This window comes from Methanobrevibacter arboriphilus JCM 13429 = DSM 1125 (assembly GCF_002072215.1).
GTDB classification, from domain to species: domain Archaea; phylum Methanobacteriota; class Methanobacteria; order Methanobacteriales; family Methanobacteriaceae; genus Methanobinarius; species Methanobinarius arboriphilicus.
This window is the reverse complement of record NZ_JXMW01000024.1, coordinates 1-19,036: the sequence shown is the minus strand read 5'-3', so window position 1 is coordinate 19,036 and position 19,036 is coordinate 1. Positions and strand designations below refer to the sequence as shown.

17 protein-coding genes and 1 tRNA gene are annotated in these 19,036 nt (G+C 25.0%); 10 read left to right on the top strand and 8 right to left on the bottom strand.

Annotation, left to right across the window (positions count from 1 at the left end):
* Positions 1–79: 79 nt before the first annotated feature.
* Positions 80–715, bottom strand: a complete 636-nt coding sequence (locus MBBAR_RS08580) for a cobalt-precorrin-7 (C(5))-methyltransferase (RefSeq protein ID WP_080460947.1) — start codon at positions 713–715, stop codon at positions 80–82.
* Between the two features lie 277 nt (positions 716–992).
* Positions 993–3,266 carry a phage holin family protein gene (locus MBBAR_RS08575; protein ID WP_169835757.1) on the bottom strand — a complete coding sequence of 758 codons (2,274 nt, stop codon included), beginning with the start codon at positions 3,264–3,266 and terminating at the stop codon, positions 993–995.
* Positions 3,267–4,254: 988 nt separating this feature from the next.
* On the opposite strand from MBBAR_RS08575, the gene MBBAR_RS08570 reads away from it, so the two are divergent.
* The 4 genes from MBBAR_RS08570 to MBBAR_RS08555 all read left to right on the top strand — a co-directional run bounded on the left by MBBAR_RS08570 (position 4,255) and on the right by MBBAR_RS08555 (position 6,882).
* Positions 4,255–4,482, top strand: a complete 228-nt coding sequence (locus tag MBBAR_RS08570; RefSeq protein WP_080460945.1) for a PRC-barrel domain-containing protein — start codon at positions 4,255–4,257, stop codon at positions 4,480–4,482.
* Between the two features lie 156 nt (positions 4,483–4,638).
* Positions 4,639–4,854, top strand: coding sequence for a hypothetical protein (locus MBBAR_RS08565; RefSeq protein ID WP_080460944.1), 216 nt, complete (start codon positions 4,639–4,641; stop codon positions 4,852–4,854).
* A gap of 54 nt (positions 4,855–4,908) precedes the next feature.
* Positions 4,909–5,157, top strand: coding sequence for a YtxH domain-containing protein (locus MBBAR_RS08560; protein ID WP_080460943.1), 249 nt, complete (start codon positions 4,909–4,911; stop codon positions 5,155–5,157).
* Between the two features lie 537 nt (positions 5,158–5,694).
* Complete coding sequence (locus tag MBBAR_RS08555) at positions 5,695–6,882, top strand: redox-regulated ATPase YchF (RefSeq protein WP_080460942.1); 1,188 nt, start codon at positions 5,695–5,697, stop codon at positions 6,880–6,882.
* A 126-nt stretch (positions 6,883–7,008) separates the two neighbouring features.
* Here MBBAR_RS08555 and MBBAR_RS08550 read toward each other — a convergent pair whose 3' ends face one another.
* From MBBAR_RS08550 to MBBAR_RS08535, 4 genes are all read right to left on the bottom strand, one after another.
* Positions 7,009–7,542 (bottom strand): GNAT family N-acetyltransferase, encoded by a 534-nt coding sequence (locus MBBAR_RS08550; RefSeq protein WP_080460941.1) that lies wholly within the window; start codon positions 7,540–7,542, stop codon positions 7,009–7,011.
* A 181-nt stretch (positions 7,543–7,723) separates the two neighbouring features.
* Positions 7,724–8,296, bottom strand: coding sequence for a DUF4240 domain-containing protein (locus MBBAR_RS08545; protein ID WP_158082564.1), 573 nt, complete (start codon positions 8,294–8,296; stop codon positions 7,724–7,726).
* A 405-nt stretch (positions 8,297–8,701) separates the two neighbouring features.
* Positions 8,702–9,079, bottom strand: coding sequence for a YbaN family protein (locus MBBAR_RS08540; RefSeq protein ID WP_080460939.1), 378 nt, complete (start codon positions 9,077–9,079; stop codon positions 8,702–8,704).
* 65 nt (positions 9,080–9,144) lie between these two features.
* Positions 9,145–10,656 (bottom strand): catalase, encoded by a 1,512-nt coding sequence (locus tag MBBAR_RS08535; RefSeq protein ID WP_080460938.1) that lies wholly within the window; start codon positions 10,654–10,656, stop codon positions 9,145–9,147.
* Between the two features lie 275 nt (positions 10,657–10,931).
* Between MBBAR_RS08535 and MBBAR_RS08530 the strand changes: the two genes are divergently transcribed.
* Positions 10,932–11,219, top strand: coding sequence for a hypothetical protein (locus MBBAR_RS08530; RefSeq protein ID WP_080460937.1), 288 nt, complete (start codon positions 10,932–10,934; stop codon positions 11,217–11,219).
* Between the two features lie 146 nt (positions 11,220–11,365).
* Here MBBAR_RS08530 and hisH read toward each other — a convergent pair whose 3' ends face one another.
* Positions 11,366–11,983, bottom strand: a complete 618-nt coding sequence (hisH, locus tag MBBAR_RS08525; protein WP_080460936.1) for an imidazole glycerol phosphate synthase subunit HisH — start codon at positions 11,981–11,983, stop codon at positions 11,366–11,368.
* Positions 11,984–12,068: 85 nt separating this feature from the next.
* Positions 12,069–13,160 (bottom strand): Ni-sirohydrochlorin a,c-diamide reductive cyclase catalytic subunit, encoded by a 1,092-nt coding sequence (gene cfbD, locus MBBAR_RS08520; RefSeq protein WP_080460935.1) that lies wholly within the window; start codon positions 13,158–13,160, stop codon positions 12,069–12,071.
* Between the two features lie 1,046 nt (positions 13,161–14,206).
* Here cfbD and MBBAR_RS08515 point away from each other — a divergent pair.
* The 5 genes from MBBAR_RS08515 (at position 14,207) to MBBAR_RS08495 (ending at position 18,749) form a co-directional block, all read left to right on the top strand.
* Positions 14,207–15,604, top strand: coding sequence for an AIR synthase-related protein (locus MBBAR_RS08515; RefSeq protein WP_080460934.1), 1,398 nt, complete (start codon positions 14,207–14,209; stop codon positions 15,602–15,604).
* A 51-nt stretch (positions 15,605–15,655) separates the two neighbouring features.
* Complete coding sequence (locus MBBAR_RS08510) at positions 15,656–16,177, top strand: hypothetical protein (protein ID WP_080460933.1); 522 nt, start codon at positions 15,656–15,658, stop codon at positions 16,175–16,177.
* Between the two features lie 141 nt (positions 16,178–16,318).
* Positions 16,319–16,391 (top strand) — tRNA-Arg (locus MBBAR_RS08505).
* A 327-nt stretch (positions 16,392–16,718) separates the two neighbouring features.
* Entirely contained in the window at positions 16,719–18,242 is a 1,524-nt protein-coding gene (gene truD, locus MBBAR_RS10565; RefSeq protein WP_249025057.1) for a tRNA pseudouridine(13) synthase TruD, read from the top strand.
* Between the two features lie 114 nt (positions 18,243–18,356).
* Entirely contained in the window at positions 18,357–18,749 is a 393-nt protein-coding gene (locus MBBAR_RS08495) for a DUF126 domain-containing protein (RefSeq protein WP_080460932.1), read from the top strand.
* Positions 18,750–19,036: the final 287 nt, after the last annotated feature.

Below are 19,036 nucleotides of genomic sequence, written 5' to 3'. Positions count from 1 at the left end.
TTTTATCTTTAATTTTATAGGTTTTTATTATTAATTTTATATTTTTCTATCTTTAATTTTTTTTTATTATTTTTAAATGCTAATATATTATCATAACACACATATAACTAAAATTACTATCTAAAACTTCTTTTAAACTTGTTGTAATAACTTTTTCTTCAGGATAACTAAGTTTTTCACATATTGTTACTTTTCTATTTTCATCTATTCCATTATCAAGTAAAAACTTAACCATATCTTTAACACTTTTTGATGGTAGTGCAATTGTAGGAAGTCCATTATCAATAACATTTAAAATATCTGAAATGTTTTCTCTACCGTGAAATGTCATTATATTCGCCTCATCCCAAGATATTCTATTTTTAGCTGCTGCTAATTGTAGTGAACTAATTCCAGGTATTACTTCTATACTATTCTGATCAAAGTTTTTATTCTCAGCTATTTTTTTTATAGTTTTTAAAACTCCTGAGAAACCAGGGTCTCCTGTTGAAAGTACACAAACTTTTTTTCCATTCTTAGCTAAATCTACAGCATTTTCTAACTTTTCCTGAAGATCTTTAACATCTAAACCTATAACTTCACCAATATCATCAAAAATATTAATAGCTCTCCAACTTCCAATAGTAATATCAGCATTTTTAACAACATTTTTTGCTTTTTCAGTTAGATAATCTTTAGAACCAGGGCCTATTCCAACAATAAATAGTTTTGACATATTTTTAACCTTTATATTTTTATAAACTCTCTTTTAATTATATAAAATCTTTTTATTTAATTTTTGTTTTTTATTGACTTTTATTTAGATTTTATCTAATTTCATCTAATTTTATTTAATTTTATTTAATTTTTAATCTATCTAATTCTAATTTAATTTTCATCTAATTTTATTTAATTTTATTTAATTTTTAATCTATCTAATTCTAATTTAATTTTCATCTAATTTTATTTAATTTTATTTAATTTTTAATCTATCTAATTCTAATTTAATTTTTTCATTGTTTATTTAAATTTTCTTTAAGAATTCTGTGGATATTTTCAGCACCAACAATTTTTTCATCGTTTATTTTCCAATCAGACGGATACATAATAAATGGTTTGTTTTGAGTTCCTCCAAGGCCTCCATGACTACCAACTAATTCTTCAAAGGCTGCAACTTCATCATTATGTTTATCATACATACTGTTTACTAAAATATCTGGAACATATTCGAACTTGTTTGTTCTAAGCAGATGTTTTCTAGCATTTGGTCCAAAAGCTTCTAGAGGATTCTTTCCTTCAATTTTATTTTCATCTAGATAATAAACTCCTTTTTCTCCAATAGCTAATGCTCCATGTTCACTTGAATTTACTAATATAAAACCAATTCCTTCATGCTGAACAAGCCCAGGAATTAATTCAGGAAACAATTCTTTTATAGTTTCATAATTAAGTCTAGTCGCCCATTGAGTTAAATAAATTAATCCTAAGTTTCCAGATGCAAGAACAATCACTTCAGCATCTTTTTGACCGATTTTAGATTTTTTTGCTGTTTTGGTTTTTGAAATTTTATAATTACTAATATATTCTAGAACATTATCTCCTTTTGATTTAATCTTTGTTGATATTTCATCATATTTATTTTTAGCAGTATATGTTTTATTTTTAACAAGATTTTTAACATCTTTAATTGGCAAGGTGATAACTTGAGAAAAATGATCTTCATTGGAGGATAATTCATCATAAATCTTCATATCTTCAGGAAGTAAATTATGTACTAAATCCTTTAAGCTTAAATCATATCTTTGTTTGAATGTTGATCCATTACTTTGCCCATGATCAGATTGAACAACAATATTATATTGTCTTTTTGAATAATTATTTGCACCATATATTCTTTTAATTTGTCTATCAATCCCTTTTAATGCATTAAAAGAGTCTCTATCTCTGATTCCAGAGTGATGTGCTATTTCATCATATCCTAGGTAAGTTGAGTATATTGTATCTGCTTCTCCTTTTATCATATCTCCAATGATTGTCTGTGTATTTATTTCTCTTATATATACATTAGCACAAGCTCTTACAAATAAATAAATAAAGTTTTTTCTAATTCTAGGTTGAATATTTTTAACTTTATGGTTTATTTGTGATATGATTTCTTTTACAATATCTGCTCCACATAATAACAAAATACGCCCAAAATTAGATGGATTTGAATAAACAAAGTACCATGTTTTATTATAAAATTTTCTTATATCATGCATTTTACTATAAGTAAATAATACATTTTCAGTATCTCCTGAAAATAGATTTGAACGGCTTGATCCATTTTTATGAAGAAGTCCTTTTCCATTTGAGATTCTTTTTTCAATTTTCGGAGCATCTAAAAGCCCAGTTGAAACCATTATTTTATTATTATTTTCTTTTTCAACCCACCTGAATGCAACTATGTCCTTGTTATTACCATGTAAAATTCCTGCCTGACTTGAACCTGTTTGGCTAGAAAGATCTGTTTCCCATTCTTTTATTTCGTGTGTTTTTTCTTTTAGCCATTTAGCTAATGTAGGCATTTGCCCTTTTTGGATAGCTTCTTCTAATATTTCTTTAGCAAGCCCATCTATTTCTATTATTACTATTCCTGGGAATGATTTAATAGAATTATCTTTATTAATGTTTTTAACTATATTATTTCTACTTTCATTGCTATATTCCCTATTATCTTTACTTTTATAGGTTTTATCATTATTATATTCATTATATTCATTATTTTCATTATTTTCATTATTTTTATTATTTTTATTATTTTTATTATTTTTTTTATTATCTTCATTATCTTCATTATTATAACTATCTTCATTGTTATCATAATTTTTGATATAATCGACTTCTCCATTTTTAAAATAATTATCATTATATCTTATTTTCTTCCTTTTAATAATGAAATTATAATATTCTTCTTCATTTCCCAGTGTTAGTAGTGTTGTTAATATGGTATGTACTACTGCTATTCCAAGTGGAACAATAATCAGAGCATAACCTTCAATACGTAATGTCGGTATAAATAAACTCATCACCCATATTATTCCACCATTTAAAAGTAAAGAACCGATTCCAATGGTATAAACTAAAAAAGGGAGGAATATTTTTGTTAATGCTGGCCAGAAAATAGAATTTATGGTTTCTAAAATGATTATAACAAGTATTGCTGTAATTAAACTATCTATTGTTAAACCAATACCAATATCAGCTAATAAATAAAATACTATTATTTCTCCAATCCAAACAATCAAGATCTTTATAAAAAATTTTAGATTAGCTAATATTTTATTAGATAGATTAGTCATACAATTTAGTTTTAATTTTTAAATTTAAATAATTTTTTAATTAATCCCTCAAATAATAGCTATATTAAAATATTTATTAAGTACTTGAAATATTTAGTAAATTAATAAATAGTACATTATTATTAAAAAGTTAAAAATTAATAAAGTTCTCATGAAAAATAATTTAAAAATAAAAACGTCTAGAATATCTAAAATATATAAATATAAAAATATATAAAAATATCTAAAAACATCTAAAAATATCTAAAAAATAATTTGTATAATTATAATCCTCAAAAAAATAATAGATAGCTCACTTCTCAAAAAAATTATAAAACCATATTAAACTTATATTATTGAACTTTTTCTAAAACTTCGGGGAGTAATAGAATAAGTTAATAATATATAAATTTTTAACTTTTAAATAATATTCTTGAGGATTAATTTCTTATACAATTAACTTTTTAAAGTTTTTTATTATATAAAATTAATCATGGAAAAAGGCAACTGATTACCTATATGCAATGTATAACATTTTATGGATTAATAAAATAATATTATGATAATGTAGCTACTAATCTTAATTGGATGCTTGAAAAAGGAGTATCAATATAAAAACAATTTTATATTAAATTATAAACACTGAATCATAATTTCTTTCTAAATTATGTAATGAACATTCTATTTTTATTAATTATTAAATATTATTAAAAACATAATATAATAGTCGAAGATTTTATGTAAATCGTACTTGTTATTTTCATGTAAAGGAATTTTTGAAAAATGATTATTATTTGACAAAAAAATGAATATTCAGAAATTGAATCGTGTATGAACTTATTTTCTTATGAAAATGAGAAAATTCATAATAACAATGTCGAAAGACATGTTATACAGTTGAATATACTTGAAATGTAAATTCAACAAAAAAATTATTAAATGGGGGGATTTTTTCATGGATATGAATGATTTTCTTGATATGGAAGTAATTGATAAAGAGGGGCAAAGTATTGGGAAAGTTGACACTGTTGAATTTAATGAAGAAACTGGAACAATCAATAAAATAGTTATTAAACTAGATAAAGGAATATTTTCACGTGCGAAAGAAACAATTACATTTGATCAGATAAAAAATATAAAAGATGTAGTACTATTGAATATTATAGTAGATATGGATAAATAATTTCTATTTTTAAATAGAAATAGTTTTTATATAGGGAAGTTATAAAAACATGGAGTTTATGAAAAATCAATAGAAAGCAAAAGATTAGATAATTTTCTAATTTCGAAATAATTATTGAAAATAATAAATTTTCAATGAAAAATGAGGTGATTTTTTATGGCTAATGGGATACTTGCAGCAATATTGTCTTTGATTTTACCAGGTTTAGGACAATTGTATGGTGGACAGGGAATTATGAAAACTGTTGTTTTCTTAATCATTGCTTTGATTTTTTATGGGATTGGTGCCACAATATTTTCCTTTATTTGGTTACTAGCATTGATTTTCAATATATATGCAGCATATGATGCATATGTAAATGTTGCAGACTGAATATCGATTTACATAGGGGATTATGAAAAAAAATTTATTAATGGAGATGAAAATATGAGTGATGATTTAAAAGATAAATTGAAAAAAAAGGTTAATGAAACTAATGAGAAGATTAAAGATGTTGCATCAGATGCTAAAGATGTAGCTGAAGATGTTGCTAAAGATGCAAAAGATAAAGTTGATGATGCTACAGATACTGTTAAAGATAAAACAGAAGAAGCAAAAAATAAAACTGAATATGAAGGTAAAAAAGCTAAAGATAAAGCAGAATATGAGGCTAAAGAAGCTGATAGAAAATCTTAAACCTTATTATTATAAAATCTCTGATTTTATAAGTATAAAACAAAGTTTTTATTTTTTATAAAAATTTTTTATTTTTATAAAGCTAAAAATGAAGTTTTTCTTTTTTATAATAATTCTTTATTTTTATTATTTATAAAACCTAATATTTTCTTTTTTATAAAAATTATTAATATAACTTTACTTTTATTATCATTTTCTAATGTATTATTAGTTTTCTTTTTTCTAAAAGTAATGAAAAGTCTTCTTATTCTTCAAGAATAATTTCAAAAATAATCAGTTTAAGAGATATATTTTTAATTTTTCATAAAAAATTATTTTTTATATTTTTATATTAATCTTATTTTATTTAATTTAATTATTTTTTAAAGTAATATTTAATAAGGTAGTTTAATAGACTTATTAGAAATATAGTATAATTAGAAAATAATATAAAAATATTATTTTAGAAAATAATATATTATTCAAATATCTTAATTACTTATTCAAATGTCTTAAATAATTGCTTATCTTAAATAAAATTTATAAGGAAGTTAAAAAATGCTTCAAATTGCAGTTACAGGAAAACCAAATGTGGGTAAATCATCATTTTTTAATTCAGCTACAACATCAAAGGTAGAAATGGCAGATTATCCATTTACAACTATTGATGCAAACAAAGCCATAGGAAATGTTTTAAAACCTTGTCCTTGTGTGGATTTAGATTTAAATTGTAATCCAAGAAATTCAGAATGTATTGATGGGAACAGATATATTCATGTAGAATTAATCGATGTTGCAGGTCTAGTTCCTGGTGCTCATGAAGGAAGAGGTTTAGGAAATAAATTTTTAGATGATTTAAGACAAGCTAAAGCTTTTATTCATATTATTGATGCTTCTGGATCCACTGATGAAGAAGGTCGCCCAGTTGATCCTGGAACTCATGATCCTCTTGAAGATATTGAGTTTCTTGAATATGAAATAGATATGTGGATGTATGGAATATTAAATAAAAACTGGAGCAGACTTATTCGGAAAATAGATGCAGAAAAATTAGATGTAGCTAAGGTTATATATGAACAAATGTCTGGTACTGGTGTAAGCCTTGAAGATGTTATTGAGGCAAAAAGAACGATTAATCCTGATTATCAAAAATGGGAAAAAGAAGATTTAATCCAACTTGTAACAAATCTTAGAAAAATAGCTAAACCAATGTTAATCGTAGCTAATAAAGCTGATCTTCTAACAGCTGAAGAAAATATAGAAAAAATCAAAGAAAAATATCCTGATGTTATTCCTGCATCAGCTGATAGTGAATTAGCTCTTGTTAATGCTAGTAAAGCAGGATTAATTAATTATAATTCGGGAGATTCACATTTTGAAATTATTGATAAGGATAATTTGAATAAAAATCAACTGAATGCTTTAAATTATATTAAAGAAAATGTTTTAGATAAATATGGAAGTACTGGTGTTCAAAAAGCTCTTAATACTGCTGTATTCGAATTACTTGATATGATTGTTGTTTATCCCGTTGAAGATGAACATAAATTCACAGATAATAAAGGCAATGTTCTTCCAGATCCTATACTTATTAAAATTGGCTCAAATCCTAGGGAACTTGCATATATTGTTCATACAGATATTGGGGATAAATTTATGCATGCTGTTAATGCAAGAAAAAATATGAGAGTAGCTAGTGATTATGAATTGTGTGATGGAGATATTATTAATATCATAACTTCTTAATAATATCATAACTTCTTAATTTATTATTTTGAATAATATTTTAGAATATTATTAAATTATTAAATAGTCACTTTAACTTTTATATTTCATCTAAAATCTAACTTTATATTTGAATTATAAATTATGTCATTTATTTTGCATTGTGTATATTACTACTTCATAATTTTTGCTTTTCTTATTAATTGTTTTTAATTTTGAATCAGTTTTAAAACCTGCTTTTTTCAAAACTTTTTGAGAAGCAATATTATCTTTAAAGGGAGTTGCATATATACAATTAATTTCATAGTCATTAAAGCCATATTCTACTATATCTTTGATAGCTAATGTGATTATTCCTTTGTTCCAGTGTTTTTCAGCCAACCAATACCCTAATTCAGCTGTTTCTATGTTTTCATAATTATTGTAATTATTTTTATCATTTATCTGACTGAAATTTAAAGCTATTGAGCCTACAGCTTCATTATCTACTTCAATAGCAAATACTTTCATAAATTTTTCTTTTGAAGCAATATTTATAAAGTTCTCTGCATCTTTTTTAGAGTAAGGATTTGGAAATTCATCAGTAAGCCATTTTGCAATATTTTCATTGTTAGCATATTTAGATATACTATTGATATCCCTTTTATTAAATTTTCTAAGTTTATAGTTAATATTAGACATTTTATATTGAATTATTTCTATCTTAACTTTTATTAGCTATTGAGTTTTATAGCTATTTTAACTTTTATTAGCTATTTTGAGTTTCATTTATTATTTTAGCTTTTATTAGTTTTATTGAATTCTATTAATTTCTTACTTTCTTGTTTTTATCAGCTGTTCACTATATTGTTTATTAGTTTAATTACCAATATTGCTGACATAATTTAGGAACAAGAGTTCTTACGCTTTCTTTGTCTTTTTTATCCCATTCTGCATTAATATTTTCACCAAAAGAGATTTCATCAACTATATCAAATATTTCTTTTGGATCTAGTTCAAATTGTCTCATTCGTTGATAGTAAGTGTCTAAATCTTCTTCATTTCCTATTTTTTTATTAAAGGCAAGTTCTGCAACTGATATCATATCATTATTTTCATAATAATCATCTTGATAAGGCATATCCAGATCAATAATGGAATCGGGGTTAATTAAGGCATTAAAATATGGCTCTTTCCCTCTTGAAATTAGCCAACCTCGAAAAGATTCAAAGCATTCTTCAGAACATCCATCATTTAAAACATGAGCTGCTGCCCATAATTTACTTTTTTCTGATTCTTTTGCATAAATTTCATATATCTTTCCAAATTTCAATATTTCTTCTTGACTATATTCTGATAATTTATCAATTAATAATTGCATTTGTTTGTCTGTTTCCCAATTAGCTTCTTTATATGAGGTTTGAATTAGTTCCCAAAATTTATTTTTGTCCATCATGATTTTACTCCTTTTCATTTTTTTTTTTTTTTTTTTTTAAATTGTTTTTGAATAATTTTTAAATATTTTCAAACATATAATTAATTATTATTTTTCTAATAGTTTTTATGTTTTTTAAAATATTTAATAGTTTTTATAAAAAATACTATGATGCACGTTTTACACATATTAATTAATATATAAATTATAAAATCATTATTAAGATTTTTTAATTGTTTTAAATTTAATATAGAGATTATTATATAAATATTAATAAAATTAGAGAAATTTAATAATTATAATTAGAAAAAATTAAAATAAAACTTAAAAAATTAGAGAAATTTTAAAATTAAATATAAATAATAAATAAAAAAATAGTATTAATAATTTTATAATTTGGTTTTTTAATTAATTTTTTAATTAATATTATTCAATAGTATCTTTTTTTGTTTTTAAAAGTAAAATATGGGTACTAACACATATTCCAACAATAAGCAAAATTAATCTAACAATCAAACTATTTACTAGAATAGCTGAAATACTTAGTGTCAACCATAGAAATATTAAACTGTTTCTTTTAACATCTACTGGAACACCTTTTTTTTCTTTATAGTTATTTATATAGCTTCCAAAGTATTTATTGTTTTCAATCCATTTTTCTGCTCTCTTTGAACTTTTTCCAAAACAGAAAAATGCAGCTAGAATAAATGGGGTAGTAGGTAAGATTGGTAAAGCAACTCCTACTGCACCTAAACCTACTAATACCACTCCTAAACTAAAGAAAACTGTTTTTTTAGGTTCCATAGTTGCACAATTATTAATGATTTAATTTCAATATTTTTACTTTTTATTTTCTTTTGAAATGGTATTTATTCTTTTGTAGCTTCAACTCTTTCTTCTTGAGTCATTTCAGAAAGTTCTTTAACTTTATTTATATCAAGACCTACTCCTTCAGCTACACGAGTTCCATATTCTGGGTCTGCTTTGTAAAAAAGAGCACACTGTCTGTATCGGATTCTTTCTTGAGCATTTCCTAAATGAACAACAATGTTATATACAAGATGGTCTTTATCTTCATCACTTAAAACCCTTCTCCAAAGTTCTCCAGTTTGGAAAAAGTCAACATCTTCAGTTGGCATAGTGTGCCTATTGATCTCTGCTTTTAATTCTATAGTTGGTGGGGTTACTGTTTCATCTGGTTCTGCTCCTCCAAAAGAATTTGGATAGTAATTAGGGCCTTTTCCACCATTTTCATCAACTGTCATAGGTCCATCTCTTTGATAACTATTGACATCCGCATTTTTAGGTCTGTTTACTGGAATTTGATGATGATTTGGGCCTAATCTGTGTCTTTGTGTATCTTCATAAGAAAATAATCTTCCTTGTAATAATCTATCTGGAGAAGGACCAATTCCTGGAACAAAATTTGAAGGTGCGAAAGCTACTTGTTCAACTTCAGCAAAGAAGTTTTCTGGATTTTTATTTAAAACTAGCTTTCCAAGAGGTATTAAAGGATAATCACCATGGAACCACACTTTTGTTACATCGAATGGATCAAATTTATATTCTTCTGCTTCTTCTGGTTTCATTATTTGAACATAAACATTCCATTCTGGATAATTTTCATTTTCAATAGCTTCAAACAAGTCTTCTACTGCATGATCTGGATTTTCACCACACATTTTAACAGCTTCATCATTTGTAAAGTTTTTTATCCCTTGTGCTGTTTTGAAATGGTATTTTACCCAAACATATTCATTTTTCTCATTATACCACATGAATGAATGGCTTCCAAAACAATCCATGTGTCTAAAATTTAATGGAGTTCCTCTATCAGTAAATAGAAAAGTTGCTTGGTGTATAGATTCTGGTGTAAGTGACATGAAATCCCAAAACATATCAGCATCAGGTAAATTGTTTTGAGGGTTTCTTTTTTGTGTATGTATAAAGTCTGGGAATTTTATTGAATCTCTAATAAAAAATATTGGAGTATTATTCCCAACAAGATCATAATTCCCTTCTTCTGTATAAAATTTCATAGCTGTTCCACGAGGGTCTCTTTTTGCATCAGCTGAACCTTTTTCCCCACCTACTGTAGAAAATCGTATAAAAACTTCTGTTTTTTTACCAATTTCAGATAAGAATTTAGCTCTTGTATATTTTGAAAGGTCGTTTGTAACTTCAAAATATCCATATGCTCCAGTTCCTTTAGCATGAACAACTCTTTCAGGTATTCTCTCTCTACCAAAATGTGCAAGCTTTTCAGTTAAATGTGCATCTTCTAGCATTGTATAGCTAGCTCCTTTACCTGTAGTAATGGATGCTTGATCATTTGGAACAGGAATTCCTTTATTTGTTGTGTATTTTTTTTTATTTGACATTTTTATCACATTATGATTTTATAATCATTCCTTGTATATTAATATTTTATTACTAAAATATATAATTTTTTGATTATTTTTATGCATTATTTTATTATAATTATTATAGTGTCTAATTGAATATAATTTTTAATAATTTTTAATAAAATATATAAAATAGATGATTTATAAAAATAGTAATTAGATAAAATAAAAATTATAAAAATTATAATTATTTCAAATAGTTCTATAAATATTTTAAATAGCTTTATAAATAAAAAGAAATAGGTAATTATATGGATTTAAATTTAGGAAATGGGTATGCCGAAACACATTTAGAATTTATAAGAGTTTTAAATGTTAGAATAGAAGAAAGAGACCCTTTAAAACCGGTTTTCGATGATTTGCCTTTTTTAGTAAATTTTGAAAATAAAGAAGATTATCTTAAATTGGTTGATTATGGAGTATTTCATATTGAATTAGAACAGGGTACAATATTAGCTGATTGTAGACTAAATGATAAAATTAAATATATCGATGAAAATACAGATATAAGTGGTTATTATAGCTACTCTAAGCTATGAACACTTATTATATTCTTTAATTTAATTGTATTTTTAGTTATATTTAATTTAATTTTTATATTTAATTTAGTTATATTCTTTAATTTAATTGTATTTTTAGCTGTATTTAATTTAACCTTTAAAATTTAACCTTTACAATTTAACTTTTATAGTTGCATTGAAACGAAATTCTTTAACATTTTTAGGCCAGGAACTCCGCTTTTTTCTGGATGAAATTGGGTTGCGAACACATTATTTTGATGTAAAACAGCTGTAACATCAAAACCATATTCTGTAGTTCCAGATATAACTTCTTCATCTTCTGGAGATGCATAATATGAATGGACGAAATAGAAATAATCTTGGTCTATCCCATCTATAATAGAACAACTTTTTTTACTTTCACATAAAGTCATATCAAGGCGATTCCATCCCATATGGGGAATTTTAAGACCATTTTCTATTGGAAGCTTTTTAACTTTTCCTTTAAAAATATCTAGTCCTTTAACACCAGGAGTTTCTTCACTACTGGATAATAATGCTTGTAATCCTAAGCAAACTCCTAGAAACGGCTTATCTTCTGAAATATGTTCGATTATAAGTTTTTTATAAGGTTCAATATTATTCATAATTTGCCCAAATGCACCGACTCCAGGCAAAACTAAATATTCAGCACCTGATATTTTTTCAGGATCTTTTGTAACATTTGACTTTACATTAATCTTAGAAAATCCATTAGAAATGCTCCTAAGATTTCCACTTCCGTAATCAATAATTGTAATCATAATTTAGCCTATTTATTATCATTATTCTAATTTATTATTATTCTATTCATATTTTATTATATTTACCTATATAAATTATAATTCTCTATTTATCATTATTCCAATCAATGACTGTTCTAATCATCATACCAAAGTCAGAATCTACAATTTCACTAGTTCCTAATGTTTTTGAATGAGCATCTAATTCAGCTACAACATAATTGTATCCTAATTGTCTAAGAGGTTCGACTAGTCGTGGACCATCTGTAACAGCTATCGTTTTTGTCTTTGGATTAAGTTCTTCAATTTTTAATGCATGTGGAACTCCGGATACTAATATTAAATCAAAATTTTCTTCTTTTAAAATTTCTTCAGCTTTTCGTGGAGTTATTGGGTATTCATCCAACCCTCCAGTAGTGTAATCAATGGATATTCCATTTTGTCTTAATTCTTTTGCTATATTTTTAGCATGGTCTCTTATTCTTGGAAGTCCAATGTTTTCATCAAGGTTAGCTATGAATATTGGTTTATTTGATTTATTAATATTTTTAAAATCAACATTTAAAACATCAGCAAACAAATAACTTGTTTCTTTTTTAGCATTAAGCACAAATGCTACTTTTTTCCCTTCTTCAATATTTTGAATAAGTACTTTAGCTACTTCTTCTTTATTATCTCCGAAATTTGGCTTAATATAGTCCCCTTTCGCCATTCCTCTTGTTTTTTCAATTTTAGTAGCTAATTTAAGCATTTTTATCTGTCTATCTGCTTCTTCTTTTGGAATTACTCCATGTTTTACAGCTACTTCCAACACAGCTATTGCACCTTCAGTATTATCTCCTTCACCAAACCCTCCATGAGATTCTACTGGTAAAACAATAGCATCTGTTTCTACATTTTCAACAGCCTCTTTAAGATCTTCACCTATTATCATACTTGCACAGGTTCCTACTATTCCAACTAATTTTGGATTAAACATCTTATCTGCTTTTCTCAGTGTTTCTTCTAATTTTTCACTAGCTCCAAATATAAAATCGTTTTCTGCCATAGCTGTTGTTAAAACTCTTACTCCATCACTTTCAAGAAGTCTTCCTGTTCTAAAACAACAACCATGAGGGCCATGCATTATAATAACATCAGCATTAAGATCTCTCAATGTATAAAGCGAAGCAGCTATTGGGCTTGGTCTTGGATGCATACTTTTCTCCATTATGTAATATATCTTTATTTAGACATTAATTAAATATTTTATTAGATATAAATTCTGGATTTATGAATATTAATTATATTTTTCATTATTATATCTAAATTTAGTCATTACATCTTAATTCAGTCATTATAACTAAATTTAAGTTTATTATCTTTATTATTATCTTTATTATGATAACATTTTCATGTTTATATTATAAAAGATTATTTATAATAATATTATTTATAGAATTTATTTATAAATTATATAATTATTATTTATAAAAATTTTTTATTTTTATAAAGCTAAAAATGAAGTTTTTATTATTTAAAATTTTCTGATTTTATAAGTTTGAAAAGAAGCTTTTATTATTTATTAATTTATCTATTTTTAAATTATTTAATAGCTAATTTTATTTTTATTTTTATTTTTCATATTTTCTGAGGTTTTATTCTTTAATTATTATTTTTTAATTCTTATTTTAGAATTTTAAAATTATACAATTAAGATTTATACACTTGAAACCGACCTCTATAATACATATATCTAAATTAGTATTACTAATTCTAAATTAGTTTATATAAGACAATTTCATCTTTTTAAAACAATTTTTTCTATTAAATCAGTATTATCTTCTGATTTAACTATTTTAATTATATAAACATAAACTTTAAGTATTTTATCACTCAATTATTTAATAAATCAACTAATAATTAAATTTATAATTAAATTAATAATAATTAAATTATTATTCTATTAAATCATTACTATATTAAATTATTACTATATTTTAATTATTTATTATTTTAATTATTTAATTTTAATATTTAATTGTCGCTTTTATTATTATAAAATAAGGTTTAATGATTAAATAAGACTATAATTAGTTTGAATAGTTATATATGATTCTATATGCTTATATATATTTTATAGGTGATTATATCTACTTATAAATGATTATATATTGTTTATGGATGATTTTAGATGGTTTATGAAATGTTTATTTACTTTAATATTATTTGATAAATATATTTTCATTTAAAACAGGTGTAAAAATGGATATAGAAGGATTTGTACGGGATAAATTAGCTAAACAAGATAATTCAACAAATAAAAGTGAAAAATCTCTTGAAAACCTATTAGCTAATATAATAATGGAATATAAGGATATAACTCATGAAAACGCGATTTTAATGGCTCAAAGTGTTATTGATGAAGTTCAAACTACTTTAAAAATTGAAAAATCTAATGATTTATTTCTAAAAGACATTATTAATATTCCTAAATCAGAAATTGCAATGGGTGAAATGGGGGTTGGTTCTAGAGGAGCTGGTGATTTTTTTGTTCATAGAAAAATAGCTGAAATTGTAGCTAGTACAAAATCTTCTTCTCTTGTAAACCCTGAAGCCCAGGACGATGGAGGTGTTGTCAAATCTCCAGTATCTGGATCTAAAGATGATGAAGATGTTTATATTACTACTGCTGTTGATGGAATTCATTCTCGTCTCAGTGAATATCCATTTCTTGGAGGTTTTCATGTAGCTAGAGCATCTTTAAGAGATGTTTGTGTTATGGGTGCAGAACCAGTAGCTATAATAAGTGATCTTCATTTAGCTGATGATGGTGATGTTGGTAAATTATTTGATTTTACAGCAGGAGTAGCTACAGTTTCTGAACTAATAGATGTTCCTATTGTCGCTGGAAGCACTCTTCGTGTTGGAGGAGATATGGTGCTTGGAGATAGGCTTGTTAGTGCTGTAGGTTCTATAGGAGTTTCAAAATATCCTCCAACAGCTAGAAAAAGAGCTGAATCAGGTGATGTAATACTTCTTACAGAAGGTTCTGGTGGAGGAACTATCACAACAACAGCTATTTATAATGGCTTTTTTGATGTTGTTTGGGAAACTATGGATATTGGTTTTATTAAAGCTTCTAATGCTCTTGTTAAAGATGATTTAGTTAAAGATGTTCATGCTATGACTGATGTTACAAATGGTGGTCTTAGAGGAGATGCTCATGAGATTTCATCTACAACAGGATTGGGATTAGAGTTTTATCAAGATAATATTAGAAACATGGTCACTCCAAAGGTTCTTAGTATGCTTGAAACATTAGAAATAGATCCTCTTGGTGTTTCAATTGATTCATTGATGATAGTTGCTCCTGAAGATGTAGCTAAAAAAGTAAAAAATTCTGTAAAGTCTGTTGGAGTTAAAATTGCTGAAATTGGTACTGTAGATAATACTGGTGTTCCAAGAATGATAAGTTCTGATGGAAAAGAAGAAATTCTTGAACCACTTTTTAGAGAGGCAGCATATACAAAAATTAAAAAATTAGTAGGTGAAACAACTCCAGAAGATTTTGAAATAATGAAAGAAAAAGTTCAAAAAGCAGCTGATAATTCAATTAAGAAAAAAGAGAAAGTCATCGATTATATAAAAAATAATCCTTAGTTTCTTCTGAATTTTTTTTAAAAATTTCTTTTATTTCCTTTAAAAAATAATATGACTTCCTATAAAAATAATATGAATGATATCAAAGATATAATAAAAAATATCAGAGATATAAAAGATATCCCAAATATAAAAGATATTAAAGGGTTTTTATCACTTTTCGATGGTATAATAGCTATTTTATTGCTTTTTTTAGCTTTATTTGCCTTTAATTCTTTAATATATTTTGAAAGTCCAAGCTATGATAGAACTCTTCCTGATTCTAAATTAGTTAATGATGTTATTGGGCTAATGGCAACAGAAAATGGAGATGATTATTCTGTTTTATATTCTATTGTCTTAATATTGGAAAATAACAATAATACTTTAGATTATACTACTAAAAGTTATATTTCTACTATTGCTGGAGATTTTTTAAATAAAATTATTCCTGATAAAAACTATATTTTGGTTGAAAATAATATATTAAATGGAGAAACTATTTTAAGTAAAGGATATATGGATGATAATGTGAATATAAGTTCTTCAACTCGTAACATAGGTGAATATAGCTTCACATTATCTATTTTCTGATTTTATTTTTAATAATAATATTAATTAATAGAAACTTTTTTAAGGTAGTTCATTCAAAAAATAATTTATTAACTTCTATTAACCTCATTTATAATTATTAAATTAAAATTAATAATTGTAATTATTGATTTTTTATAATCAGCCCTGATAGTGTAGTTGGATAACACGTAGGATTGCGGATCCTATTCCCCGGGTTCAAGTCCCGGTCAGGGCATTAAAATTATTTTTATTTATATTTTCTATTTTTTATTTTTATAAATAACAATTTTATAAATAAGGTTTTTATAAATAGTAATTATATAATTTATAAATAATAATTTATAATTTATAAATAACAATTCTACAAATAATATTGTTATAAACGATTTTAATATTATAAATGACTCTAATGTTATTATAAAAAATGTTAATGCTATAAAATACTAATAGCTAATAAGATAATAATATAAAGAATTTAATAACAATTACATAATAAATAATAATCATATAATCATAATCATGGCAGAATTTCTTGGTTTAGACTATTAGGATAAAGATTACAATGCTTAATGCTGAAACTTATGTTACAAAAGAGAAAGGAATTGGGGGTACAATTAGAAATCGATATGAAGATTTCTATGTTGAAGAAATTCCTATTGAAAATTTACTACCTGCTGGTGAAGGTCCAAATGTTTGGATTTGGATTGAAAAACTTGGAAGGACCACTTTAGATGTTTTAATGGATATTTCAAGGGATCTTCATATAAGTAGAAAGCGAATGGGCTTTGCAGGAATGAAAGATAAAAAAGCTATTACTAAACAGTGGATATGCATAAGTAACATGGATAGTAAAGAACAATTTGAAGAAGTTAAAGCATTAGATGGCGAAATTTATAATACAAAGTTCTTAAAGGTCATAAGAGGGCAGAAAAAACTTCGTATGGGTCAACTTGAAGGAAATAAATTTAAAATTCTTATTAAAGATATTAGTCCAGATTATTCTAGCTATCAAGAAGCAGCTGATATGGCAAATAATATTTTTAAAAAATTAGAGGTTTGGGGTGTTCCTAATTACTTTGGTTGGCAACGCTTTGGAAAACCTAGAACAAATACTCATCTTGTAGGAAAAGCTTTAGTAGCCAACGACCTTGCTGAAGCTGTTAGATTATATATTGGAAATCCTTATGAAGAAGAACCAGAAGAAGTTAAATTAGCAAGAAAAGCTTATGATGATGGTGATATTGAAAAATCTTTAGATCTCATGCCTACTGGTATGCGATATGAGCGTATAATGTTAAAAGAACTTTTAAAAGAAAAAAATAAGTTAAAAAAGTCTTCTACTAAGATAAATTCTAGTAATGGTATTAATTCTTGTACTAATATTAATTCTAGTAATAACATTAATTCTAGTAATGGTATTAATTCTTGTACTAATATTAATTCTAATAATGAGAGTATTAATCCTACTGATAATGAGGGTAATAGTTCTACTAATAATGATATTAGTTCTCATAATAGAGATATTAATTCTAATAGTATTGATTTTAGTATTAATGGTTCTGATTTTAGTTATCTTAATGATAAATCATATAAAAAAGCTATTTTCGCCCTTCCAAAACCTCTTCAAAGGATGTTTGTACATGCTTATCAATCATACTTGTTTAATAAAGCTGTTAGTAAAAGAGTAACTATGGGTATTAATAAATATATTGAAGGAGATATTGTTATTGATAATGAAGAACATCTTATTCATAATGAATCTCCAGAAAAACTTCAAGAAATGATAGTTAAATTTGAAGCAGACCCTACTTCTCCTCTCTATGGCACAAAAGTTCCATTTGCAGAAGGAAAAATTGGTGAGATGGAAAAAAATATCTTAATAGAAGAAAATTTGAAGAGAGAAGACTTTGAATGTCCTAAAACACCTAGATTGGGTAGTCATGGTTTAAGACGAAAGATGCGTTTTAAAATTTGGGATGCAAGTGCTATAGCTACTGCGGATGGTGTTTTAACAGAATTTTCAATAAATAAAGGTTCTTATGCAACTGCTGTACTTAGGGAAATAATGAAGAATGATGTTGTTTAATTATACTTGATTACAAATTTTATATTTATTATAAACTTTATATTTGATTATAATTTTCATATTTGATTTTAAGTTATATATGATTATAAATTTTATTTTTAAAAAGTTGATTTTATGGTTATTAAATGTAGAACTATTTCAAAAGGAAAAGCTAGAGGAGAATTAATTGTAAGTAATGAATTACTTAGCTTTTTAGGGGGAGTCAATCCTAATACTGGTGAAGTTATCGATTCTAATCATGAATTAAAAGGAAAATTTATAAAAGATAAAATACTTTTCATTCCTGGTGGAAAAGGATCTACTGTTGGTTCTTATGTTATTTTTCAAATGAAGAAGAATAATGTTGCTCCTCGTGCTATTATTTGTTTAAATGCTGAACCTATAATAGCTACTGGTGCTATAATTTCTGATATTCCAATGGTTGATTTGCCAGAATCTACTGAAGGGCTTGTGAATGGTGTTAAAGTCGAAGTTAATGGTGAAGATGGAGAAATTACTATATTATAATCTTCATAGCTTATAATCTTCATAAGTTTATAAACTTCATAAATTTATAAATTTCAATAGTATTTTTATCAATAATCTTTTTAAATTTTATTTTTTTATTTATCAAATTTATAATTATATAAAATTAAAATTATTAATTATTATATAATATTTCACAATATTTTCACAATATTTTTATAAATATTTTTATAATATTCATATTTATTTTTCAAGCTATATATGTATTATTTTTTTCATTGTTTATATTTTATATCTTATTTTAATTTATTAATAAATTTTAAAGATTT